Origin of the sequence: Spongiimicrobium salis (assembly GCF_043678055.1) — a bacterium.
Lineage (GTDB): Bacteria > Bacteroidota > Bacteroidia > Flavobacteriales > Flavobacteriaceae > Spongiimicrobium > Spongiimicrobium salis.
The window spans coordinates 1224025-1248745 of sequence record NZ_JBHEQA010000001.1 but is presented as its reverse complement, the minus strand read 5'-3'; the positions used below and the strand labels follow the sequence as shown (position 1 = coordinate 1248745).

The following is a 24721-nucleotide window of genomic DNA, read 5'->3' as shown; positions in this document are numbered from 1 at the left end:
TGGTTATCCGATTACTTGCACTTGTGCAGCAACCACTCCTTTTCTTCCTTCTTCTTCTTGGTATTCCACTTTGTCGCCTTCGTTAAGCTCCGTTCCGTTCAATGCCGTGGCATGGACGAAAATGTCTTTTCCTGTGTCGTCGTTGGTAATGAATCCATATCCTTTAGATTCATTGAAAAATTTTACTGTTCCAGTCATTCAATTAAAATTAAAATAATAAAAAGATTTAACGCTAAGTTATGTTTTTTTAATGAAATCTACTGGAAGAGGAGATCAAAATATTCGTAATATTATTGATTTTCAGGCTTTTCCTCTGTTTTTTGTCGCATTTTTTTAATATTCTCCTCAGTCAGCATATAGTCTTTCATCTTCTTTCCTTTACTTTCTTTAATAAGAAAAAGCGGCATTGCCACTAAAAATAATCCTGCAGTTCCTCCGCCAATAAACTGATTTGCGCGATGAGGTTCTACATCTTTTATGCTGAATCCGTAGACAATGGAACCTAAAGATGCCAAGACAATACTAATGATGATATATTTTGTTTTCATATGCTGAATCATTATAAGTAGGATTATTATTTGGTAAAATTAATCAATTCTCTGCGGTAGGCGGTGAGTAGTTTAGATTTGGAAATAAAACCATGGTACTTTCCATTTTTAATGACGGGGAGATTCCAAGCACCGCTATCCTGAAATTTTTGCATCACTTGTTTCATGGAATCGGTATCATAAAAAATATGTTCCGGGGCACCATGCATAAAGGTGCGAACCGTTGTATTTTCATACAAGGCGGTGTCAAACATAAATTCACGGATATCATCCAATAACACAATACCCACTAAGGCTTTTTGGGCATCAATGACCGGAAAGATATTCCTGCTGGATTTGGCTACGGATTTATGCAGCATTTCCCCTAAAGTCATGTCTGGGCCCACGGTCTTAAAATTCTGTTCTATGACATCGTCCAATTGCATTAAGGTCAATACGGCCTGGTCCTTATTATGGGTCAACAGCGCACCACTTTGTGCCAGTTCCCGGGTATAAATGGTATAATCGATGGCATTTTTGGTCAATAAATAGGAGATGGAAGCGGTAATCATCAAAGGCACAAAAAGTTGATAGCCTCCGGTAATTTCCGCAATGAGGAAAATAGCTGTCAAGGGAGCATGGAGCACTCCGGCGATGAGTCCGGCCATTCCGATCAGTGTAAAATTGCTTTCATTCACTTGAAAACCCAAGCCAAGATTGTTGATTACTTTGGCCAACACATTGCCAAGAGCGCTGCCCATCACCATGGTAGGGATAAATATACCCCCTGCACCGCCAGCCGCAAAGGTAGTAGTCATCGCCACTGCCTTAAAGATCGTAATGCCAAAGAGTAAGGAAATCACTACCCAAATATTGGAAGTATAGGCGTCAAAAGGGGTTATTCCCAAGGCTTCAATATGGTTGCCGTCCAATAGATTGTTGATAAAACCAAATCCTTCCCCATAAAGCGGAGGAATAAAATACAGCATAATACCAATGGTAAGTCCCCCTACCAGCAATTTGTACTTCGGACTTTTAAAGCGTTTAAAAAAGCGTAAAATGGCAAAATACATTTTGGTGAAGTAAATAGAAGCGAAAGCCGTACCTACACCTAAAGCGATATAAAATAAGGTATCCTTTAACTCAAAACCATTGGAAACGCTGTAATTGAAAAGCACTTCATTTCCAAGAAAAAAATAGGAGGTGAGCACCCCAGAGATAGAAGCTAATAATAAAGGAAGCATGGAGAGCATGGTAAGATCCATGCTAAACACTTCTACGGCAAAAATAATGGCAGCAATGGGAGATTGGAAAATAGAAGCAATGGCACCAGCCGAAGCACAGGCGATCAATAAAGAACGTGTTTTGGCATTGATATGAAACAAACTCCCAAAGTTAGAGCTGATTGCGGCTCCGGAGGCAACAGCCGGCCCCAGCAGACCCACAGAACCTCCAAAACCTACGGTGAGGGGAGCAGTAATCAAGGGCACATAGATACCCTTTAAGGGAATGATACCTTTCTTTTTGGACAAGGTAAGGAGAATGGAGGAAATGGCATGTTCCAATTTTTTCTTATGAACGTATTTTACATAGAGATATACCAAGGTAAGTCCTATGATAGGTAGAATGAAATAGAGTTGGTTCTCAGAAAATACAATACCATCCTCTAGCAGGGCTTGAATGAAATAGGTAATGTTTTTAAGGGTTACCGCTGCCAATCCTGCCAAAAACCCCACCAGAATACTAAGAATATGCGTAAAGGTCTTATTGGAAATGTGTTTGTACCGCCAGATGATGAAGCGGGTGAATACGTTTTTTTTGGGATTCGACATTATAAATCAGTATTCCTTAAAAATACTAAAAAATCTTACTAAGCAAATGCATTGCGCATACAGCAAGAGACTATCTTTTTAAGAAGGCGTATCCAGTTTTAAATGCAATTCCTCCAACTGCGCCTTGTCCAAGGCTGCAGGGGCATCGATCATGACATCACGCCCGCTATTGTTTTTAGGAAAGGCAATGAAGTCACGAATAGTTTCCTGTCCACCTAAAATAGCCACCAAACGGTCCAGTCCAAAGGCAATCCCACCATGGGGAGGGGCACCGTATTGAAAGGCATCCATTAAAAATCCAAATTGTGCCTTGGCCTCTTCAGGACTAAAGCCCAAGTGCTTAAACATGATTGCTTGTGTTTCTTTATCATGAATACGGATAGAACCACCACCTATTTCGTTCCCGTTGAGCACTAGGTCATAAGCATTGGCCTTTACGGCACCAGGATCTGTTTCCAATAATTCCAACTGTCCAGGTTTCGGAGAGGTGAACGGATGATGCATAGCGTGATAGTGCCCCGTCTCTTCATCCAATTCCAAAAGTGGGAAGTCCATCACCCATAAAGGGGCAAATTCATCCGCCTTGCGCAACCCTAAACGTTCTGCCATTTCCATACGAAGCGCACTGAGTTGTGCTCTTACCTTATTGGTTGAACCGGAGAGTACACAGATTAAATCCCCCGCTTTAGCACCAGTAACTTCGGCCCATTTTGCCAAATCTTCCTGATTGTAGAATTTATCTACGGAAGATTTAAAAGTGCCGTCCTCATTACAACGTACATAGACCATTCCGAGGGCGCCAACTTGAGGACGTTTTACCCAATCAATAAGCTTGTCAATTTCTTTTCGCGTATAGGTATTGGCTCCGGGAACGGCAATACCTACTACCAATTCCGCCGAATTGAAAACCTTAAAATCTTTGTGTTGGGCAACCGCATTCAGTTCCCCGAATTCCATACCAAAACGAATGTCCGGCTTGTCATTCCCATAACGGCGCATGGCGTCGTCATAGGTGATTCTTGGAAAAGCTTCGATTTCTATAGCATGGATCTCTTTGAGCAAATGACGGGTAAGTCCTTCAAAGGTCTGTAAAATATCCTCTTGTTCCACAAAGGCCATTTCGCAGTCGATCTGTGTAAATTCTGGTTGCCTGTCTGCCCGTAGATCTTCATCTCTAAAGCACTTTACAATTTGAAAATACTTATCCATTCCTCCCACCATCAATAACTGCTTAAAGGTCTGGGGAGATTGTGGTAAGGCATAAAACTGCCCTTCGTTCATTCTACTGGGGACCACAAAATCTCGAGCTCCTTCTGGAGTAGATTTGATCAAATACGGCGTCTCTACCTCAATGAAGTCCTGATCGGAAAGATATTTCCGCACTTCCATGGCTACTTTATGCCTAAAAACAAGACTGTTTTTTACAGGATTTCTACGAATATCCAAATAGCGGTATTTCATGCGGATATCCTCTCCGCCATCGGTTTCATCCTCTATGGTAAAAGGAGGGGTCAAAGAGCTGTTCAATACCTGTATTTCAGAAACCAAAACTTCAATATCGCCTGTGGGGATGTGATTGTTTTTAGAAGCGCGTTCAATAACTTTTCCCTGAACTTGTACCACAAATTCACGGCCTAAGGATCGGGCTTCCTCCAAAATCTTTTTAGAAGATCGTTCTTCGTCAAAAACCAATTGTGTGATGCCATAACGGTCTCTAAGATCTACCCAGACCACAAAACCTTTATCCCTGGTTTTTTGGACCCAACCTGACAGGGTTACTTCCGTATTGATATGCGATGTTCTTAGTTCACCACAAGTATGGTTTCTGTACATATTTATGTCTTTATTTTTCTAAGGGCAAATGTAAGAAGTATACGGGGAAGCAGAAAAAATAAAAGAAGAAAGAGGGCGATTGACAAGAGGTGAGAAAATAAGACAAAAATTATCATTTTATGAATAATTTAATAAATCTTGTGTACATTTGATAAAAATCAAACAAAAAACACATAAAAATGAAACAAAATGTATTTAGGCGGATGATATTTCTTCTGTCATTTTTTTCGTTTCCCTTATTGGTTTGTGCACAAACAACCGTTACGGGGAAAGTCACCGATGCGAGCAGCGGGGAACCTTTGCTCGGTGTTTCGGTAGCCGTTAAGGGAACCACTATTGGAACATTGACCGATTTTGACGGGAACTATTCCGTAGAAGCGCCTTCTGGCGAATCGATCCTAGTATTTTCCTTTATAGGATATGCTAATTTGGAAGTTGCGGCATCTGCAGCTGGGGATGTCCAATTGCAAGTAGATGTAACGAATCTGGATGAAGTAGTCGTAACCGGACTAGTGTCGGGGATCAAAAGATCCAATCTGGCAAATAACATTTCCAAAGTAAGTGCCGAATCCCTTACGGGGACAACCACGGGTTCTACTTTAGATGGAGCCCTTTATGGGAAACTAACTGGGGTGAATATCAATGCGGCAGGAGGTTCTCCAGGAGGGCAAACTGCGGTTCGATTACGAGGTATTTCCTCCTTATCGGGAAACAATCAACCTCTTTTTATTGTAGATGGAGTCTATATCAGTAATGTGCAGTTGACCAATGGTTCTTCTGTAGCTTCGGGAGCAAATGCCGGAAGGGAAGAAGGAGGATCCAATAGGGTTTCTGATATCAACCCAGATGATATTGAGAGTATAGAGGTTCTTAAGGGAGCTTCTGCAGCGGCCATCTATGGAACCAGAGCCAACGCTGGTGTTGTTATCATCACTACAAAAAGAGGTACGGCAGGAAAGACTACCGTGAAAGTCAATCAAGATGTCGGTTTTAATACCATTCAGAATTTTGCAGGAAGAAGACAATTTACATCGGCCACAGTAGCCTCTACTTTCGGAGCTGATGAAGTTCCTATTTTTGAAGCTGCCCAAGCTGCCGGACAGATTTTTAATTATGAGGAAGAACTCTTTGGAGAAGAAGGACTAATCCTAGATACCAGAATATCTGTAGCTGGAGGAAATGAAAAAACAAAATTTTATTTCAATGCGAGTCGTCGGGACGAAGATGGAATCATGTTACGTACCGGATACGAACGAAATTCATTGCGATTGAATCTCGATCATAAGTTCAGTGATGATTTTAAAATAGGCCTTTCCTCAAATTACATTAACAGTAGGGCCGATAGAGGTGCGGTTGGAAATGAAAACAATGGAGGTTTTAGTGTTGGATACAACCTGGCCTTGGTGACCGCGGATTGGGAAAATCTCTTTCCAGATGAAAACGGAGTATATCCTGACGGGCGCTTTGCTGCGACCAATATTATTTTCAATAGAGATCAGGTAGATAACTATGAAGAGATCAACAGATATGTTCAAGGAGCCAATTTGGAATATAAAGCCATTACGGAGCCCAATTTTCAGTTGAAGTTTACCGCAAATGGAGGGTTGGATTATTTCCAGGCCAAAACCTTTGTGTATATCCCAGAAACACAACAAACCCAGCGAGCTACGACCAATGGTTTTGTGAGTGCGGGGAACACCAATTCCCTTCAGTTGAACTACAATGCCTTTGCGGTATTGAATTATTTTACAGAGAGTGACATTAGCATCAACGGGCAGTTTGGTATTTCTTATCTTAACTTTGAAAGTGATGCCGTCATCAACCAGACAACACAGTTATTCCCTACCCAGACCAACTTGGCCCAAGGAAATTCTTTTGCGGTTTTTCAGCGATTGACCGAAGAAGAAGAATTTGGATTTATAGGACAAAGTACGGTGAACTGGGATGATAAACTTATTGCAACAGCAGGAATCAGATTCGATAAATCCAATTTAAATGGAGATCCCAATAAATTCTTTGCCTTCCCAAGAGCATCCCTCGCAGTCAATGTAGCCAATTTTGATTTCTGGAATGTAGATGCCGTAAACCTCTTCAAACTTCGGGTAGCCTATGGTGAAACTGGAAGTAGTGCCCAGTTTGGATCTTTGTTTACGCCCTTAGGGCCCACATCAATAGGCGGAATACCAGGACTTGGTTTGCCAACAGTAGGGCAAAATAATGTGGCGGCACAATTAGGAGATGCTAATCTAGAACCGGAAACTTCCCAAGAAATTGAATTTGGTGCCGATTTCTCTTTTCTCAATGGAAAAGTAGGTTTGGAACTAACAGGATATGTACGGGACGTTAAAAACTTAATTTATCCCTTTTCCTCCATTCCATTGTCTTCCGGATTTGCCAATACCATTAGAAATGATTTTGATTTAAGAAATAAAGGTTTTGAAATTTCTTTAAATGCAAATCCAATAAACAATGCTAAAGTCAATTGGAATACCACACTAAACCTCTGGAAGAATACGGCAGATGTTGAACGTTTGGGAGTGGGTGAATTTCAACCAGCAGGAGAAGGCTTTAGCCTTACTTTTGGTAGTTCTTTCATTCGTGAGGGAGAAACCGCTACTTCTCTTGCAGCAAACATTAACGGGGTAACAACGATCATAGGAGATGCTGCTCCGGATTTTGAAATGAGTTGGTTTAACCAAATAAAACTGTTTAAGAATTTTGACCTTACCTTTTTGTTCCATTGGAAACAAGGAGGAGATGTGCTGAACCTTACCAAGCTCTTGTCCGATTTTGGTGGGGTGACCCCAGATTTGGATGATCCGGATGTCATAGCCAATCCGCGTTTTGCAACTTTTGGTGCGGCCGGATACATCGAGGATGGAACTTATCTTAGATTACGGGAAGCTGGAATCTATTACAATGTTCCATGGAAGACAGACTGGTTCGAGAAAGCTAGAATAGGAATTTCTGGTAAGAACATCTTTACGATTACGGATTATACGGGTTATGATCCAGAAACATCGGCATTTGGACCTTCCGGACTTTCTCAGGGAATTGAGGTTACTCCTTTCCCAAGTGCGAAGCAATTTTATTTTCATTTAGGATTAACGTTTTAAAAAAATATGATGAAGAATATTAAAAAATTAAAAATATTTGGGATAGTGTGCCTACTATTCTCATGCTCTTTGGATGAAGTACCCGATCCAAATCAACCTGGTGTTGAAGGTGTGTTGAACAACCCTACTCAGGAAACGCTGAATTTCTTAATACAAGGATTGGAGTCCAAGGCAAGAAGTGGTGTTGGAGGATTTATTACAGCAACGGGTTCTATTGCGCGCGAATTGTACGATTTTAACGCCTCTGACCCAACCACCACAGCAACACTCATTGGTAAAGATGGTGCCATTTTAACCGGTTCTGAACCACAATTGACCGGAACAATGTTTGCGAGGTATCAAGCGGTGAAGAATGCCGATTTTGTTTTAGATGCCTTGCCCGATACCCCAGGTATTTCTACGGAACAGAGTAATGGATATCGTGGAGTGGCGTTGACCTATAGGGCCTTAATGCTTTTGGACGTGCTGAACCTTTTGGGGGATAACGGAGTTCGATTGGATATTACAGACCCTAATAATTTAGGTCCTTTTGTAGGTAGGGCTGAAGGGTTTCAGGCGCTGAGAGGTTTCTTGGATGATGGTTTTCAAGCCTTACAGAACGCAGAGTTTTCTTTTGAATTTTCTGCTGGCTTTGAAGGATTTAATACCCCGGCTACCTTCGCTCAATTCAATAGGGCCGTAGCAGCTAGAGTAGCCATTTATCAAGAAGATTATGCAGGAGCCTTAACATTGCTTCAAGATTCTTTTTTAACACTGGATGCGGCCAACCTTACGGTAGGACCTAAGCGGATTTATGCCCAGGGGGGAACGGAACTATTGAATCCTATCTTTAAAGCACCTCAACAAAGTGGAGATCAATTGATCGTACACAATAGGTTCATTACAGATATTCAGGCTGGAGATACGAGAATCAATAAATTCCGATTGCGAGATGATCCAGTGCCAAGGGATGATTTAAATGGTACGCATGAGATCAATTTATATGCAAGTGCGACATCTCCTATTGATCATATTAGAAATGAGGAGTTGATCCTGATTTATGCCGAAGCCAATATCCAAGAAGGAAATTTTGCCGATGCAATAACTGCTTTGAACATTATAAGGAATGCCTATGGTCTTGGCGATTATGCCGGAGCTATGACCGAAGGAGAGTTGATCGATGAAATGTTGTACAACAGATCCTATTCCTTTTGGGCAGAAGGGCAAACCATGTTCGATTTAAGGAGATATAATAGGTTAAGTTTAACATTTTTACCCGCAGATAGACCGGGTGATATTGTGCATACGCAATTCCCTATTCCACCTTTCGAAGTGCAATAGCATACTTTAATTAATAACGTTTGAATTTTTAACATCCCATTCCCAATGGGATGTTTTTTTTTGATAGCCTTAAAGTTTGCTGCCAAACCCTGTTCAAAATACATTTTAAATAAGCGATCTACAGTAGCAATAAGAGCTTATTTTTTTGGATAGTCTAGGTTAATTTAATGTAATTTCCGATAAAATGCGAACAATGTAATGCTGTTTTTAATTATTTAATAATGTGATTTACAGCTGTTTAAATTTCCAATGTAAATTTAATGTAAACAAAATGTTACTGAAATGTTGATTTTGGGTAAAATAAATGTATATTTGTTACGTTAAGATAAATGTAGTAATAACGATAATCCCAAATAAATATGAAAAATATAGTAATCATAGCAGCATTTCTTTGCGTTACGGCATTGAGTGCACAAAGCAATAAATCAACTTTTGAAAAGGATGGAGATATGGTGAAAGCTACCTATTTTCACGAGAATGGAGAAATAGCCCAAGTAGGTCATTTTTTAGAAGGAAAGCTTCATGGAGAATGGAAAATGTACAATGAAGAAGGAAAAAAGATTGCCATGGGGGAGTACGTTCAAGGAAAGAAAACTGGAAAATGGTTTTTCTGGCAGAATGAAGCGCTGAATGAGGTTGATTTTGAAAACAGCAAAATTGTAAGTGTGACCAAATGGGACAATAGAAATCCTGTAGTGGTTAATAAATGATAATGACTTCTTTAATTACGAGAAAAGCGCTCGATACTTAGATAGTATCGGGCGCTTTTTTTAACACCTATTGCCGTGCTATAATGTAGATGAGGTTTGGAAAGATAAAGCATGTTAAAAGGCCTCCTTAGTAATATACTAAGGAGGCCTTTTAGGAATTTAAAGTATTGTTGCTCTTAAAATTAAGCGGCAATCTCCGCGTTCTCCGGGGCTGTACTTTCTCTGGAAGGCTTAGCTCCCCAGAGTCTAATTTTTAAGCGATATACTATGGTAAAGAGAACCGGTACGATAATCAGCGTTAAGAAGGTAGCTACGATTAAACCAAAGATTACCGTCCAGGCTAATGGTCCCCAGAAAATAACATTGTCACCACCCATATAGATTTTTGGATCTAAGCTAGAGAATAGCGAAAAGAAATCAATGTTCAGTCCAATGGCCAATGGAATCAACCCAAGAACCGTTGTAATAGCGGTTAGAATAACTGGGCGTAACCTTGCCTTACCTCCCTGCGTTACCAGCGCTACCACTTGATCATTGTTCAATAAGGCCTTTTCATCCATATCCAGCGCTACTTTTTTACGATCAATTAGAATCTGGGTATAGTCTAGGAGTACCACCCCATTGTTCACCACAATTCCTGCTAAGGAAATGATTCCCATCATGGTCATCATGATTACAAAAGACCATCCTGTGAGCATCAGTCCTCCAAATACCCCAATAAAACTGAGGAAGATGGCAATCATAATAATCAAAGGTTTGGATATTCCTCCAAATTGGAATATGAGGATCAGCATGATCAATCCAAGGCCGGAAAAGAATGCCCCGATCAAGAATTGCATTTGTTTGTTCTGCTCCTCTATTTGCCCGGTATAATCAATTTTAACCGTATTGGGAAGGTCTTTATAAGCTTCCATTTCCTTTTTAATTTCATCTACAATGGCTGCAGCATCCGTAAATCCTGGTTTTAAGCCAGAATAAATGGTGACCACGCGTTTCTTCTGCCGGTGCTTAATAGCACTGAAGCCAGAAGTATTGCGTTGCGATGCAACAGCGGATACGGGAATTTCTTTGATCTGTCCAGAGGCTTGATCTCTAAAAATGATGTTTTGGTTAAAGAGCGCATTTTTATCGTAGCGAATATTTTTATTGAAGCGAACATTGATATCATAATCCTCGCCATCCAATTTATAGACGCCCGCTTTTTCCCCAAAGAGGGAACGCCTTAACTGCTGTCCTACCTGTCCTACAGCTACACCTAACTCTCCAGCTTTTTCACGATCTACAACAACCTGTAAGGAAGGTTTCCCTTTGTTCACATCAATTTTTAATTCTTCAATACCGGCAATATTTTTAGTATTGACAAAATTTCGGATATCCTCAGCGGTACTGATCAATTCATTATAATCTTTTCCTTCCAATTCTATATTAATGGGATATCCGGCTGGTGGGCCATTGGCATCTTTTTCCACAGAAATGGCAACTCCGGGATAAATTCCGGTAAGGGCATCTTGGATTTTACCCCGTAATTCTTCCGTATCACGTCCGTCTCTATACTTAAACTCACGCATGGAAACAGTGACCTTGCCTCTATGTGGCATTTCGGCCGAAGATCCCCCATCTGTTTGTGGGTTTCCGGCACCTTCCCCGACCTGGGAAACCGCGGATTCCACTAAATAATTCTCTTCATTCTTTTTTCCATAAGTATATTCACTGCCATTGACTACGGCATAGACCCTTTTTTCAATGGCTTTGGTCAGTTCATTGGTCTTTTCTATGGAAGTCCCTTCGGGATATTCAATATAGGCATAGATCTCATTGGGCGTATTGTCTGGGAAGAATTCAATTTTGGTTCTACCCTCATCTATGGAAACTCCAAAGAGCATGAATGTTACAATCAATAATAAAACGGTAACACTAAAATACCAATAGACGTTATTGCCCTTTAAGGCATGCTTGATCCTGCGTTCATACCAATTCTCAAAGCGCACCATAGTCTTTTTCTGGAAATGCAAGGCCCATTTTTTAATGAAATATTTATAAACCCAGAACATGATGGCCGTAAGAATCAATACAGAGCCAAGTCCTCTTACCGGACCTCCAACAATCAAAATAAAGAGACCGAAACCGCCAAGAATAGCACTAATACGAATTAGTTGTTTTAACTTTAATTCTTTTTCACCGATCTCCATAAATTGGGAAACCAGCATGGAGTTCATAAAGATGGCCACGAAGAGTGAAGATCCCAATACTACGGAAAGGGTAATAGGGAAATATTTCATAAACTGTCCAAAGATACCAGGCCATAGCCCTAGGGGCACAAAAGCGGCCACAGTGGTCAAGGTAGAAATGATAATTGGAAAGGCAATCTCCCCGATTCCTTTTTTTGCCGCTTCGGTACGGGACATTCCCTCGCTCATTAAACGGTATACATTTTCTACGACCACGATTCCGTTATCCACCATCATTCCCAGTCCCATAATCATTCCAAACAGGATCATGGTGTTCAGTGTATATCCCAAGGTATTAAGAATAACAAAGGACATAAACATGGACATGGGGATGGCAAATCCAACAAAAAGAGCATTTCGGAAACCTAAAAAGAACATGAGTACGGTTACGACCAAAATGATTCCGAAAATGATATTATTGACCAGGTCATCCACTTGGTTTAAGGTTCTTCCCGATGAATCATTGGCAATGGAAATATTCAGATCGGCAGGATAATAGTCCTTTTGGGCCGCCTTCACCAATTCCCTTATTTTGGTGGTAGCGGCAATGGTATTTTGCCCAGAACGTTTTTTAATATCCAACATGACCACGCTTTCCCCAAATTCCCGAGCATAGGTGGTTTTGTCTTCTTCAGTGAAAGATACCGTTGCGATATCCTTGAGGTATACTGCCCCATTCTCAGATTTTACTACGAAGTTCTCCAACTCCCTAGGATCGTCAATTTCTCCCAATACGCGGATGGTTCTTCGTTGTTCAGGACTTCGCAGGTTTCCAGCGGACATGGTCAAATTTCCGTTGCTAATAGCACCGATGACATCCTGGAAATTAATTTTGGAGGCCATCATTTTATAGACATCTACGGAAACAGCCACTTCTTTTTCTTGAGCACCCCGAATATCTACTTGTTTGACTTCTGGAAGATCTTCAATTTCATCCTGTAGATATTCTGCAAATTCCTTCAATTTTTCCACAGGATAATCCCCAGTGAAGTTTACGTTCATAATGGGGAAAGATTCCGCTAAATTTAGTTCAAAGACATTGGGTTCTACCTTTGCTCCATTAAAAGTGGGCCAATCTTCACTGGCTTTTTCACTATCCACTTCATCCTTTACCTTTTGCTTGGCCTCGGCAACTTCCAATTCCTCATCGAATTCTACGGTAATAATGGAATAGTCTTCTTGAGAAGTTGAGGTGACTTCCACTACATTGCTCACGTTTTTGAGCTTGTCTTCAAGAGGGTCAGTAATCAATCGTTCAATATCCTCTGCTGTATTTCCAGGAAAAGGCGTACTGATATAAATTTTGGTCTCTACAATCTCAGGGAAATCCTCACGAGGCATGGCAAAATAGGATTTAAGCCCTAACCATAGGAAAATACCGATCATTACATAGATTACCGAAGGGTTGTCAATAGCCCAAGACGATAACCTAAATTCTTTATTGACGTTTTTCTGCTGTTTGCTCATGTTGTTCAGTCCTTTAAAAGTTCTACATTTTGACCTTCTTTCACGCTACGCGCACCTTCTTTGATGAGTTCATCCCCTGCTGTAATTCCAGATAGAACCTCTATGACATTCCCTTGGGTCTTTCCTGTAGTGATAATGTGTTTCTTTACCTGCCGCTCATTTTCGGCTCCTGTTTTTTCTGCTACAAAAACATATTGTTGGCCTTCTGCATTTTCTGAAATAATACTTTGGGGGATAAGAATGGCCTTTTCACTAGTATAGTCATTCAGGCGTACTTTGGCCGTAAGGTTGGGTTTAATGTTCCCACTGGTATTGGGTACGGGAATCTCCACATTAAAGGCACGGTTCCCTGGATTGATAAAGTTTCCGGTCTCCCTAATTTTAGTTTTGATGGTATCGCCCAATACAGGGAAGAATACTTCGGCCTCATTTCCTTTTTGAACCCCTTTTAAATAACGCTCCGGGACATCTACATTAATATACATGTCCGTAAGGTTAATAATACGGAAGACCTCCGATCCAGGGCCAGGAGAAACCACGGTTCCCTGATCTTTGATCACATCATCGATAATACCAGAAAAAGGAGCGACAATAGAGGAGCGTCCCAACTGACTTTGAACTTGTTTTACGCTGTTTTCTGTGGCTTCATAATTGGTTTTGGCCTGCAGGTATTGAATTTCCGAACCAATTTTTTGTTCCCACAAACGCGCTTGTCTTTCATAGGTGGTTTTGGCCAATTGCGCCTGCGTTTTTAATTGTGCCAGTTGACTGCTGATCCCTCCATCATCTATGGTTGCTAAGAGTTGCCCCTTTTTTACACGCTGTCCTTCCTTCACATACACACGCTGCAAGGTTCCGGCCATTTCTGGATAGATCAGTACATTTTGTTTGGTCTGTACTCCGCCTTGAAGCTCCAAGTAATGCCTAAACTGTTGTTCCTTGACTTGAATAGTGGTCACTAAGGGGAGGTTCTTATCAGGATCCATTGCCTGAATGACAGAGTCCAATAAGGCAATTTCATCTTCCAGGATTTTCTTCTGATCGGAAATTTGATTTTTTTGAGAACGTATCTTTTCAAGATCGCCAGAGGCAATAATACTTTCGGTATTTTCTGCTCCACCTCCACATGAGGAAATGAATACGACTATGGCAAGGTAAAATAGAATGTTTTTCATAGTATAAATATTAAGGCGTTGATGAGTGCGATGGTTTAGCTGTTGTGATAAAAAGGCCATACTTAGTTATTTAAAATTCCTTCTAAAATGGTTTTATTGTTGATGACATTGACCATAGATTGCAGGTATTCTTGTTGTGCGGTATACAATTGCGTCTGGGCCTGTCGTAATTCGAAACTTGTAGCAATCCCTTCCAGATACTTCACCTGATTCTTTTGTTCAATACGTTCGGCTAAAGCCAAGTTCTTCTTGGAGGTTCCATATTGTTCAATGGATAGGATATAATTGCTTTTTGCATTTTCCAATTGCAAGCGAATACTGTGTTCTGCCTCCGTCAATTGGGTTTTTGCTTTTTCCAAGGCAATTTTAGCACGTTGGGTCGAAGCACTTCTTTTTAGGGAACTGAAAATAGGAATCTTTAAATCGAACCCTAAAACAGATGACTGAAAGTAGGTCTGACTCAGAAAATCAAATTGATCACTAAAAGCAAAGGCGCTATAGTTTACAAAGGCATTTAAAGTAGGCAAAGCCCTGCTCTTGGCCAATTTTAGTTCAAAATAACGTTGCTCGTTCAAATTGGTGGCCAATTTAAAGTCAACGTTGTTTTCTATGTTGAAATCGGAATCCAAAACACCGCTCGCCATTTGTTTTTGGGCCAATTGATCCAAGTCTTCCAAAAGCTGTGTAGGAGTTTCAATGTCCAAGCCCATAACAAGATTCAGCATCTGAACCGTGATTCTTTCTAGGCGCTCTGCGTTTTTAAGTTGATTTTCCACAGAAAAGAGGGTAATTTGCAATTGCTCTACACTTTCCTCATCTCCCAAACCATTTTCAAAAATCTTCTGGGTTTCAAAAAGATTTTTTTCCAAGGTGGTCTTATTGTTTTTCAGGATAATTACGCTTTCCTTGGCCAAAAGGACATTTCCATAAGCTTCCACCACGGCCTTCTTGACATCTAAAGCGGTCTTTTCCTTATTGTTTGCACTGAAACTTAAAAAAGCCCTGGTAGCCTGTACACCTACAATATATGATCCGTCAAAAATCTGCTGCTGCAAGGTAACCGTAGCGGTGGCCTGTTGTGCCTGTCCAAATACGATGGGAACAAAAGTCTCTGGCCCTTGAACAACACCATCGGGGAGGAATTGCTCCGGAACTAAAATAGAGGGAAACTGGGTTACCGGCTGTTTTAATTGGTTTTGATAACTAATATCCCCGCTAATTTGCGGTAAACCCGTGGCAATGGTTTCCCATTTCTGCTTTTGGGCATCAATAACATCCCGATCGGCATTTATCGCGCTGTAATTGTTTTGTTGTGCATAGGCAATGGCTTCTTCTAAGGTAAAGCTTGTAGCAGGTTGCTGTCCGATTCCAAAGAATCCGCTGAGTAGCCCGATGAAAATCAAAAGGTTGTTTTTCATTTATTCTTGATTTGAATTGATGATTGTGTTTAATATGCTTCTCCCTTTTGGGGTAACAATACCCCTTAGGTGATATTCTAAATAATAATCCATGAGCGTGGTCATGGGAAATATACTTTGCGGGAAATACCGATTGTCCTTTATGCTCGTTACCCCGGAAAAGTAAATCCGTGAAACAAAATCAACATTGAGATTTTCACGATAAATCCCCAGATCGATCCCTCTCTTAATATTGTCAACTACGCAATCCTGCATCACGTCAAATTGTTTAGCGCGTAAAGATTCGTAGAGTTTAGGGTAATACTTTTGCAACTGATATTGGGGAGAAGATTTTTCATCTTTTAGATGTAACATGACAAACTTCTTTATCTCATAAAGTTCTTCGATCGGATTTTTTTTCAAAGCCGATATTTGATCTATCCCCACGGATATTACATTAAAAAGATACATGGTACTTTCTGTGACCAATTTGGTCTTATTCTCGTAATGGGCATAGATCGTCTTCTTGGAAATCCCCATTTCATTGGCTAAATCGTCCATCGTAACACTTTTAAACCCAAGGTTTAAAAATAGTTCTGTTGCTTTTTCTAATATTTTATCTTTCATAGGACTAGGACGTAATTAAGAGGATTTTTTAAGTGACGGTCATTAAGTTAAATCTGTTTGAGGTTCATACTGTAACTTGGTTTTTGGACAGCAAATATACTTCAGGAAACTATAAAAACATTAAAAGTTTCCTAGGTTTTACAGTTTTTTAACATTATGTTGAGGTTTAGCTAAGCCCGCAGTTCCATATTTTATCCCTTTTTAAAAGACTGGATAAAGCATAAAACAGAAAGCCGACCTTGCACTTTTTTAATGTATTTTTGGCAAAAAACCGGTCCATGCACCCAATAGCACATTTTCGCGCGGAATTTACTGCCTACCTAGAAGAAAAAGTTCAAACGAAGAACCCTGTTAACTTATATGAACCCATCACCTATATCCTAAATTTGGGAGGGAAGCGTTTGCGTCCTGTACTGACTTTGATGACTGCCGAAATCTTCGGAGAAGATTATACGAAGGCACTGGATGCTGCACTAGCTATAGAAGTATTCCACAATTTTTCCTTAGTGCATGATGATATTATGGACGATGCACCCCTGCGCAGAGGACAAACCACGGTTCATGAAAAATGGGACATCAATACGGGAATCCTGTCGGGAGACGCCATGCTCATTGAATCTTATCGCTATTTTGAGCGCTACGATGGACCTACCTTTAAGGCTTTGGTACAATTGTTCAGTACCACGGCTTTACAAGTATGTGAGGGGCAACAATTTGATATTGACTTTGAGGACAGGGACGATGTCACTATTCCTGAATACCTTAAAATGATTGAATATAAAACTGCAGTTCTGGTTGCGGCTGCCATGAAGATGGGGGCTATGATTGCAAGAACTTCGCAAGCCTCTCAAGAAGCCATTTATGCTTTCGGAAAATATCTTGGAATTGCCTTTCAGCTTCAAGATGATTACCTGGATGCTTTTGGAGATCCTGAAACTTTTGGAAAGCAAGTGGGTGGTGATATCATAGAAAACAAAAAAACCTTTCTGTATTTAAAATCCATGGACTTCGCTTCTGAGGAACAAAGGAAAGCATTGGACGATCTTTATTCCATACAGCCCAAGGATAGTACGAGCAAAGTGCAGACAGTGAAAGAAATTTTTATGGAGACCGGAGGTGCAGAAAGCACAAAACAGGCTATTGAAGAATACACCAAGAAAGCTTTTACATTTTTGGAACAACTTGAAGTATCTGAAAATAATAAAGAGGTCTTGCGCCAGTTTGGATTACAATTAATGGGAAGGGAAGTATAGTTTATGGGGAGCTCTGAATTATACCAATCTGCTCCAAAGCTTCCAAATATTCCAAGACAGTTTCCAATGGGACAGGTCCAAATTCGGCCGAGAGCAGATTTCGTATGGCTTGCACATTGTTTTTTCCATTTACAAAATTTAAAGCTTCATAGGCATATGTGCTCCCACCTCCACGCAAACCGACATGGCTAAAAAGGACAGGAGGAGTTTTATCTTTGCCGTAATGATCAAAGAAATAATCATAACCAAAAACGGACATGGGACCTTTTACACTTGGGTTTCTTGTATAGATCACCTTAGCTTTTGCATGTTTGGAAAGTATTCTTTTCCCTTTACCGATGGCCTTTTTAAGATGCGTTAGAAATTCCTGATGTTGATTCCAGAGTGTTGTAGGTAAAATAGCATAAGGTGCTATGGAATTCACGACTTCCTCTTCTTGAAGCCAAAAATAGTATTTGGCATTTTCTTGTTCTTCCGAAGGTAAGGATTCGGCATAAGCAAGCATTTTTTTGGCCCGGTTTAAGGTCTGTCGCTTTAAAAGTGCCATGAGACTGGGGAGGTTTTCCCTATCCAAGCTGGCCAGGAAATATGCGGAGGCAGCTCCAATAAAACCGGCCCTTTTTAGTTTCGTAGGATCAATGTTCGCGGGTAGGTCATAGTTGGTATGGATAAAACGATCGGGCCAATCGTGTAAGTAGATGGAGGGAATTCTAAAAGAACCTTCACTGAACACTTGAAAGTCACTTCCCATATGAAACTCCCCCAAAATGGACTGAAGGGATTCTTTGCCGCCTTCTTCAGAAACTAAGGGGAAGGCTACTTTTGCTCCGCTGGCATAGGCATCTGAACTAGCATTGACAAAGGCCCCGAAAGCTTCTCCAATATCATTCATAAAACTAGGGATGCTTTGAGGACTTTTTGAAACGTGAAAGCTAGCCTTGGTCACAGGGCCACCTCCTACCATATCCATATGAATATTGAATTTTATGCGTTGCGCAAGCTCGGGTCTATAATTTAGTAATGCCGTTGTTCCTTCAATTTCAGGCGACCATATAAAGCGGATACTTCGTTTTGGCCTATTCATTTTGCCCTCGTCAATTAATTTTTGAAGGGTTCGGGCCACTTCTAAAATGGCAGTACACCCACTGGCATTATCATTAGCTCCGGGTCTTGGATGATCTAAATGGCACGTAAAGGCGATTTCCTCATTTTTTAAACTAGGATCTGCACCTTCGATCAAGGTGGTTAGAATATCGTAATTTCCCGGATGTTGTGTTGCCTTGACTTTGGCGTGTAATGCAATACGATCTCCCTTTTTCAAACGCTCCTTATAAGCCCTGGCCTGTTTTAGGGATACCATAAAGGCGAAGGTTTTGGTCTCGGAAAAACTCTCCAAATGCCCCCAGCGAATGAGATTCTCGTTTTCCTTCCACCATGCCGTTACCTGATTTTGGGCATAACTGAGAATACCAACGGCACCGTATTTTTCAATGGCTAAAGGAACAATAGCCCCAGGCTGGGAAGAAGTGAGTACCAATTTTCCTTTAACCTCTTTTTGCGCATAGTCAGTATCCAAAGTCCCACTTCCCACATCGATCAAATCGGCAATCACTTCCCCAGTATGGCTATCTTGCGCCAAAACCATAGGAATAGCCGCCCAATCGGCCACTTTTTCATAAGGTGTCCATTTTCCATTCATGTCCTTGACTTCCCAGAGCTCTGCAAAATCTACGTCCCAGGCCAATCTTGATTTTTGGGTGCCGTACATCGTCTTTCCATCCGTAGGGATCTGAATCAATTCTGTTTTGGGCAAATGATATTCCTGGAGCTTCGTACGAATAAAATCAATGGCTTTAGTATAGTCTTCAGATCCCCGCATGCGATGCAGGCGCGAGATGTATTCCAGGTTGCGCTTAGCAATTTCTCCAGACAGTTCTTGATCCAAATGACGTACCAATTCTTCTTGGCCCAAGGGAACCTTTTGTGCAAAGGAAAGCTGTCCTGAAAAAATCAGAAGAAAAAAGATGAAAACAAATCTGTGCTGTTCTAAGATCATACGCTTTAACATGGAGAGGATGGTATTTTGTGCTACCATCTAAATATATTGAATTTACCGAACTTCTAATTCAGAATCTATGATGAATTAAAATATTTTTCCTTGAGGGAGAATGAAACCCAAAAGGGAGATGAAGTTGGGTTTTAGGCGAGACCCATTTGCCCATAGGATTACATCCAAGATCTTATTTAATGCTAACTCCTGCTTTTATAGGACTCTATTTTCCAGATAGTTAATATAATTCATTACTTTGTATAGTGGAACACTATGAGGGTTAATTTACTATTACATACCTGTCTTCTTGTCCCTTTTCTTATCATAGGGCAAAATCAATTATCCAAATTTAGACATCTCACACTCGAAGACGGATTATCCCAATCATCCGTAACCTGTATACTAAAAGATAGTAGAGGGTTTATGTGGTTTGGGACAGAAGATGGTCTTAATAAATATGACGGGGCCGATTTCACCGTATATCGTCATATTCCCAATGATGCGAAGAGCCTTAGCAGCAGCAATATTCAGACAATAGTAGAGCAGGGTGATGGGGTTTTATGGATAGGTACAACAAATGGGTTAAATTCCTTTGACCCGGATACCGAAACGTTTACACGCTATCAGCACCGAGCTGATGCTACTGAAAGCTTAAGCGACAACAATGTCGTAGCCTTAGAGGTACTGAAGGACGGAACCTTGTTGGTGGGTACACAAGATGGTCTCAGCGCCTTTAGTTCTAAAACGGGTTTCGTGCACTATACACCTCAACGACAAGGAGAAAAGTATGCGGTAAGGAGTTTGGTAGAAGACGCTTCGGGACACCTATGGGTATTGAGTTCAGAGGGATTGGAAAAAATATCTTGGAACGGGGAAGTTTTTCGTCAGGTCTATGAACAAAAGACAATTATGGGACCTTTGGGAAGTGCATTGCTTCTGGATACATTAGCGCTATGGATAAGTACTAAAAAAGCCCTTATTCGACTTGACTTAAGGGAGAAGACCACTGAAAAATTTCCGTTTTATACAACAAATGACAGCAAAAGTATTTTGTCCATAAGGCATGGTCCTCAAGGCACTTTGTGGGTCGGCACAAATATAGATGGGTTAATTCAATTTAGCCGCTCCAAGGGCAAGCTGCAACAAATTTCCCACAATCCTTTTAATCCATCCGGCTTAAATTCAAATGCGATTCGGTCTATTTTTTTAGATGAAGAGCTGTTGTGGTTGGGGACCTACGGTGGGGGAATCAATAAATATGATGCAAAAGGATTTAGGTTTGAACATTATAAACATTATCCCGGAGATAAAAATAGTATAAGTGATAACCGGGTGCGGGCCTTACTATATGACCGTGATGGAGAGCTTTGGGCGGGAACTCATGAAGGATTGAATCGCATTAATAGGAACACCAAACAAATTATAGTATATACACATGATTCCTTGGATGTTACAACGATTTCTTCGGGAATAGTCAGGTCTTTGGAAGAAGACGTTAACGGAAAGCTCTGGATTGGGACCTGGTTTGATGGTTTGAATAGTTTTGATAAAAAACGGAAGCTATTTCAGCGATATCTTCATTTTCCGGGAAAGAAGGATACCATAGGTCAGGTCCGTTCCTTGGAAAGTGATGATGAGGGGAATATATGGGTGGGAGCCGCAGATTTGTGGCGCTTTAACCCAAAAACAGGAATAGCTAAAAAGTATTCGCATCAAAAAGGGAATGAAAATAGCCTAAGTGGAGCGGCGGTCAATACGCTTTACTTCGGGAGTAAGGGAAAGCTGTGGATAGGGACCCAGAACGGATTGAACGTTCTCGATACGGTAACGGGAACTATGAAAAGATACCTACATCGTCCAAAAGATACTTTTTCCCTAAGTCATGATTATATTACAAGTCTAGCAGAGGATAAAAATGGGGCATTGTGGATCGGTACCTATGGGGGAGGAATAAATGTCTTGGAACCAAATAGCGCCACATTTCGGCATTATACCATTAGTGAAGGCCTGTTAAACGATGTAATTTATGGGATTTTAATAGATGAAAATAATGCTGTCTGGTTTACGAGCAATGCTGGATTAACCCGATTTGATCCACATACGGAAAGCTTCCGCTATTTTGGCATGGAAGACGGCATTCAAAATGCAGAATTCAATGCGGGAGCCTATGCCAGAGGAAAGAATGGGGAGTTTTTCTTTGGGGGTATTAACGGATTCAATGCTTTTTATCCAGATAATATTAAGGAAAACAGTAAGAGCCGAAGCCTGGTTTTTACAGACTTTAAACTGCTCGATGAGCAAGAGCAAGTCGCCAATACCTTTTTAGATAAACATATATCCAGAGTCAAAGACATTGTACTAAAGCACGACCAGAATACCTTGGCTATTAAATTTGCCGAATTGAATTATGCGGACAAGGTGAATAATACGTATGAGTATCAACTCAAAGGGTATGAAGAAAATTGGAATCTTATTGGAGAAGAACGATGGATCACTTTGGGAAACTTAGACCCTGGATCTTATGTTCTTCAACTTAGAATTCAGAAGGATATCACAAAAAACGCCCTGATGCGCATTAGAATTTTGCCCCCATTATGGCAATCGGGTTGGGCCTATGGGATGTATATAGTATGTATGCTGGTTTTGACGCTTTTGATCTATAGAAATGTAATGAAAGTCAAACGCATTCGCAGGCAATTTGAATTGCGATTGCGAAATTGGGAAAAGGAAACCAATTCGGCACTACAAGCACAGGCCGAAAATAATAGCATGACGCTTTCCCTTCAACAGGTGGAAGTGACATCGGCAGACCAGCAATTTCTGGAGCGCGCTGTGGAAGTAGTGGAATCGCATTTGGAAGATTCCGGTTTTGCCATTGTTAAATTCACATCCGAAATGGGGGTGAGTCGATCAAAACTTCATCGTAAACTCAAGGAGCTAACGGGGTATTCCACGACTAAATTTGTGCGATTGATCCGCCTAAAAAGAGCGGCACAATTGCTTAAGGGCAATTCGGGTACTGTTTCGGAAATTGCCTATAAAGTAGGCTTCGATAATATCGGCTATTTCTCAAAGTGTTTTCGAGAAACTTTTGGAAAATCACCTTCGCAATATTCCGACGAAGAATAAATCTATAAACTCCTGTAATAAGGCACTTTCAATACCCTTTGACACATAATTGTAAAAGTTTGCAACATCTGTGACACTCCATAAAAACCACACTTTCTACATTTGTTTTGAGATAGTCAAGGAACAAAATGAAGCCTGCGGTTCGCTTTGAAAAACCCACAACATTGTTGAAAAGAGACCACCTGCCTATCCCACATTCCCCCTTAAGAATTATGACCTTCACTTTCAGTGGAAAATAACCCTTGTGCCATTGTTTTCTTGATAATGGCGTGCAACTAAAAACCAAACAATGAAGTACTTGATTTCAATACTGTCTTTTGTGATGATTGGGGCAAGCTCTTTTTCCCAAGAAAACAACCAGCGTTCCTATAAAAAGGCCAAGGTCTATTTGGAAGACCATAGGATATTAAAGGTGAACGATCTGCGTTTGAGTGCTACAGAAGCCCTGTTTTCTACTACCGAAGATAAAAGTAAAAATACCTTGCCGCTGGAGGCCATTCGTTTTATTAGAACGCCGAAAGGAAGCTACTGGCTCGAAGGCGCATTGTATGGGGCTGGCACCATGGCTCTTACCGCAGTTCTTATAGATGCGCAACCCGATGCTTTGGGGAGAGATCAAAAGAAAAGTTCTGGATTTTATTTAGGACTTACGGGCGGAGGTGCCGTGGTGGGAGCTCTTGTGGGGTCTATATTCCCAAAATGGAAAGAATTGTATTCCGGAGGAAAGCTTGTAGGGGTAAATCTCCCCTTAAGATTGGATTACGATGCCTTTCATGATCAATTCGTAATTAAAATCACTGTATCCTTATGAACACCTTAAAATGGAATTCAATACTACTGTTCTTCTTTGTATCGATAGTCTGTAGCGGTCAAAATTGTAAGTATTCAAAAAAAGTAGCCAAAAAAGCCAAAAAACAACTCTCAGAAGAGATTGTAAAAGCAACAAAACCAAAAGCCTTGTTTTCTAAATTTAGTCAGGCGGCAAGTGCTAGTTTTATTAAATCCAATAAGGGATACTATCTCGGGTTGGTATTGGCACGCGAATTTGGAGCTAGAGTGGATATTATGAAAAATAACCCTCTTTTGGTGCAATTTCAAAATGACAGTATTGTAACCTTATATCCGGGAAAAGATACTCCAGGGAAATTTACTTTGCCGGTAACTACAGAGATCAACAAACCGTATTATAAAATTACGGAAGAACAATTGGAACTGTTTTCTTCCCAGCGGATTCGTCATATTAAGGTATACTTTACTTCAGATAAGGTGGCCAAAAATAATAGGGGAGAAGATGATTTGGGGACTTTTTTTGATTTCGAAGTATTAAAAGAGCGTTACCAGTCCAATTGTATTGCCCCTGCAAATTGCTTACTTCAAGAATATAGCGGTTCCCAATGATGCGCAGTAAACATTTTTTAACCGCTTTTTTGTTGATGCTTCCTATCATGACGTATGGGCAAGATGGAAAGGACGGCCTTTTTCTTGACCTTGGTTTGGCTTATAACAAGGTAGGCAGTGGTTTTAATGGGGAAAATGTATTGGTTTCCGTTGATGACGTATTCGCCGTACCCAAATTTGATGCAGGAATTGGATTTGGGGTGGCCATGGGATATCGATACTCGGGCTTGTATGTTGAATTGGCCTATCAGCGAACTACACATGATATTGATTTATCGGGAGTTGGAGGGGAAGCAGTGCATAGTATGTGGAGTTTTACTATAAGGAGGTTGTTTCTAAAGGAGTACAGACTACAGCCATTTATACAGCTAGGATGGGTCCCTCTGATGCCAATTAGAGCAAAGGAAAGTGCGTTATTGGTTTCTCAAAATCGTATCAGTGATGCCATTTTTATTGGAGATATTGCGAATTTTACTGCTGGGGGCGGTCTGGAATTTGCCCTGCGCCCAAATATGGCCATACGTCTTAGCGCAATGTATAAACGTGCGCGCTATGTGAGTGTAGAGAGCAGTGAGGAAAATGTGGCGATTTCCCTGGAGGAGGCAATCAATGCCGATGATGTTAATGTTACTTTAGGAGTGATTTTTGTACTTTGAATA

At 40.8% G+C, this 24721-nt stretch carries 17 protein-coding genes; 8 read left to right on the top strand and 9 right to left on the bottom strand.

Going from position 1 to position 24721, the window contains the following annotated elements:
* Positions 1–3: 3 nt before the first annotated feature.
* The 4 genes from ACEXOE_RS05645 to aspS all read right to left on the bottom strand — a co-directional run bounded on the left by ACEXOE_RS05645 (position 4) and on the right by aspS (position 4192).
* Complete coding sequence (locus ACEXOE_RS05645) at positions 4–198, bottom strand: cold-shock protein (RefSeq protein ID WP_394747763.1); 195 nt, start codon at positions 196–198, stop codon at positions 4–6.
* A 92-nt stretch (positions 199–290) separates the two neighbouring features.
* Positions 291–548, bottom strand: coding sequence for a hypothetical protein (locus ACEXOE_RS05640; RefSeq protein ID WP_394747762.1), 258 nt, complete (start codon positions 546–548; stop codon positions 291–293).
* Positions 549–574: 26 nt separating this feature from the next.
* A complete protein-coding gene (locus tag ACEXOE_RS05635) occupies positions 575–2359 on the bottom strand; it encodes a chloride channel protein (RefSeq protein WP_394747761.1) in 1785 nt (594 codons plus the stop codon).
* Positions 2360–2437: 78 nt separating this feature from the next.
* Positions 2438–4192, bottom strand: a complete 1755-nt coding sequence (gene aspS / locus ACEXOE_RS05630) for an aspartate--tRNA ligase (RefSeq protein WP_394747760.1) — start codon at positions 4190–4192, stop codon at positions 2438–2440.
* A 179-nt stretch (positions 4193–4371) separates the two neighbouring features.
* On the opposite strand from aspS, the gene ACEXOE_RS05625 reads away from it, so the two are divergent.
* The 3 genes from ACEXOE_RS05625 to ACEXOE_RS05615 all read left to right on the top strand — a co-directional run bounded on the left by ACEXOE_RS05625 (position 4372) and on the right by ACEXOE_RS05615 (position 9338).
* Entirely contained in the window at positions 4372–7308 is a 2937-nt protein-coding gene (locus ACEXOE_RS05625; RefSeq protein WP_394747759.1) for a SusC/RagA family TonB-linked outer membrane protein, read from the top strand.
* Between the two features lie 6 nt (positions 7309–7314).
* Positions 7315–8628 carry a RagB/SusD family nutrient uptake outer membrane protein gene (locus tag ACEXOE_RS05620; RefSeq protein ID WP_394747758.1) on the top strand — a complete coding sequence of 438 codons (1314 nt, stop codon included), beginning with the start codon at positions 7315–7317 and terminating at the stop codon, positions 8626–8628.
* Between the two features lie 359 nt (positions 8629–8987).
* Positions 8988–9338, top strand: a complete 351-nt coding sequence (locus ACEXOE_RS05615; protein ID WP_394747757.1) for a toxin-antitoxin system YwqK family antitoxin — start codon at positions 8988–8990, stop codon at positions 9336–9338.
* A gap of 182 nt (positions 9339–9520) precedes the next feature.
* Here ACEXOE_RS05615 and ACEXOE_RS05610 read toward each other — a convergent pair whose 3' ends face one another.
* The 4 genes from ACEXOE_RS05610 to ACEXOE_RS05595 all read right to left on the bottom strand — a co-directional run bounded on the left by ACEXOE_RS05610 (position 9521) and on the right by ACEXOE_RS05595 (position 16232).
* Positions 9521–13033 carry an efflux RND transporter permease subunit gene (locus ACEXOE_RS05610; RefSeq protein WP_394747756.1) on the bottom strand — a complete coding sequence of 1171 codons (3513 nt, stop codon included), beginning with the start codon at positions 13031–13033 and terminating at the stop codon, positions 9521–9523.
* Between the two features lie 5 nt (positions 13034–13038).
* Positions 13039–14208, bottom strand: coding sequence for an efflux RND transporter periplasmic adaptor subunit (locus tag ACEXOE_RS05605; RefSeq protein WP_394747755.1), 1170 nt, complete (start codon positions 14206–14208; stop codon positions 13039–13041).
* A gap of 62 nt (positions 14209–14270) precedes the next feature.
* The gene (locus ACEXOE_RS05600) at positions 14271–15626 is read right to left on the bottom strand and encodes a TolC family protein (RefSeq protein ID WP_394747754.1); all 1356 of its coding nucleotides are present in this window, start codon (positions 15624–15626) and stop codon (positions 14271–14273) included.
* Complete coding sequence (locus ACEXOE_RS05595; protein WP_394747753.1) at positions 15627–16232, bottom strand: TetR/AcrR family transcriptional regulator; 606 nt, start codon at positions 16230–16232, stop codon at positions 15627–15629.
* A 278-nt stretch (positions 16233–16510) separates the two neighbouring features.
* Between ACEXOE_RS05595 and ACEXOE_RS05590 the strand changes: the two genes are divergently transcribed.
* Entirely contained in the window at positions 16511–17485 is a 975-nt protein-coding gene (locus ACEXOE_RS05590) for a polyprenyl synthetase family protein (RefSeq protein ID WP_394747752.1), read from the top strand.
* A gap of 1 nt (position 17486) precedes the next feature.
* Here the strand turns inward: ACEXOE_RS05590 and ACEXOE_RS05585 are convergent, their stop codons facing one another.
* Positions 17487–19580, bottom strand: a complete 2094-nt coding sequence (locus ACEXOE_RS05585; protein ID WP_394747751.1) for a DUF4910 domain-containing protein — start codon at positions 19578–19580, stop codon at positions 17487–17489.
* Between the two features lie 228 nt (positions 19581–19808).
* Here ACEXOE_RS05585 and ACEXOE_RS05580 point away from each other — a divergent pair, with 228 nt between their 5' ends.
* From ACEXOE_RS05580 to ACEXOE_RS05565, 4 genes are all read left to right on the top strand, one after another.
* Positions 19809–22664: a ligand-binding sensor domain-containing protein gene (locus ACEXOE_RS05580; RefSeq protein ID WP_394747750.1), complete on the top strand. Its 2856-nt coding sequence runs from the start codon at positions 19809–19811 to the stop codon at positions 22662–22664.
* A 289-nt stretch (positions 22665–22953) separates the two neighbouring features.
* Positions 22954–23475, top strand: a complete 522-nt coding sequence (locus ACEXOE_RS05575; protein ID WP_394747749.1) for a hypothetical protein — start codon at positions 22954–22956, stop codon at positions 23473–23475.
* Positions 23472–24062 carry a hypothetical protein gene (locus tag ACEXOE_RS05570; RefSeq protein ID WP_394747748.1) on the top strand — a complete coding sequence of 197 codons (591 nt, stop codon included), beginning with the start codon at positions 23472–23474 and terminating at the stop codon, positions 24060–24062. Before ACEXOE_RS05575 ends, ACEXOE_RS05570 begins: the two co-directional genes overlap by 4 nt.
* A complete protein-coding gene (locus ACEXOE_RS05565) occupies positions 24059–24718 on the top strand; it encodes an outer membrane protein (protein WP_394747747.1) in 660 nt (219 codons plus the stop codon). The genes ACEXOE_RS05570 and ACEXOE_RS05565 overlap by 4 nt, the downstream gene beginning before the upstream one ends.
* Positions 24719–24721 lie beyond the last annotated feature (3 nt).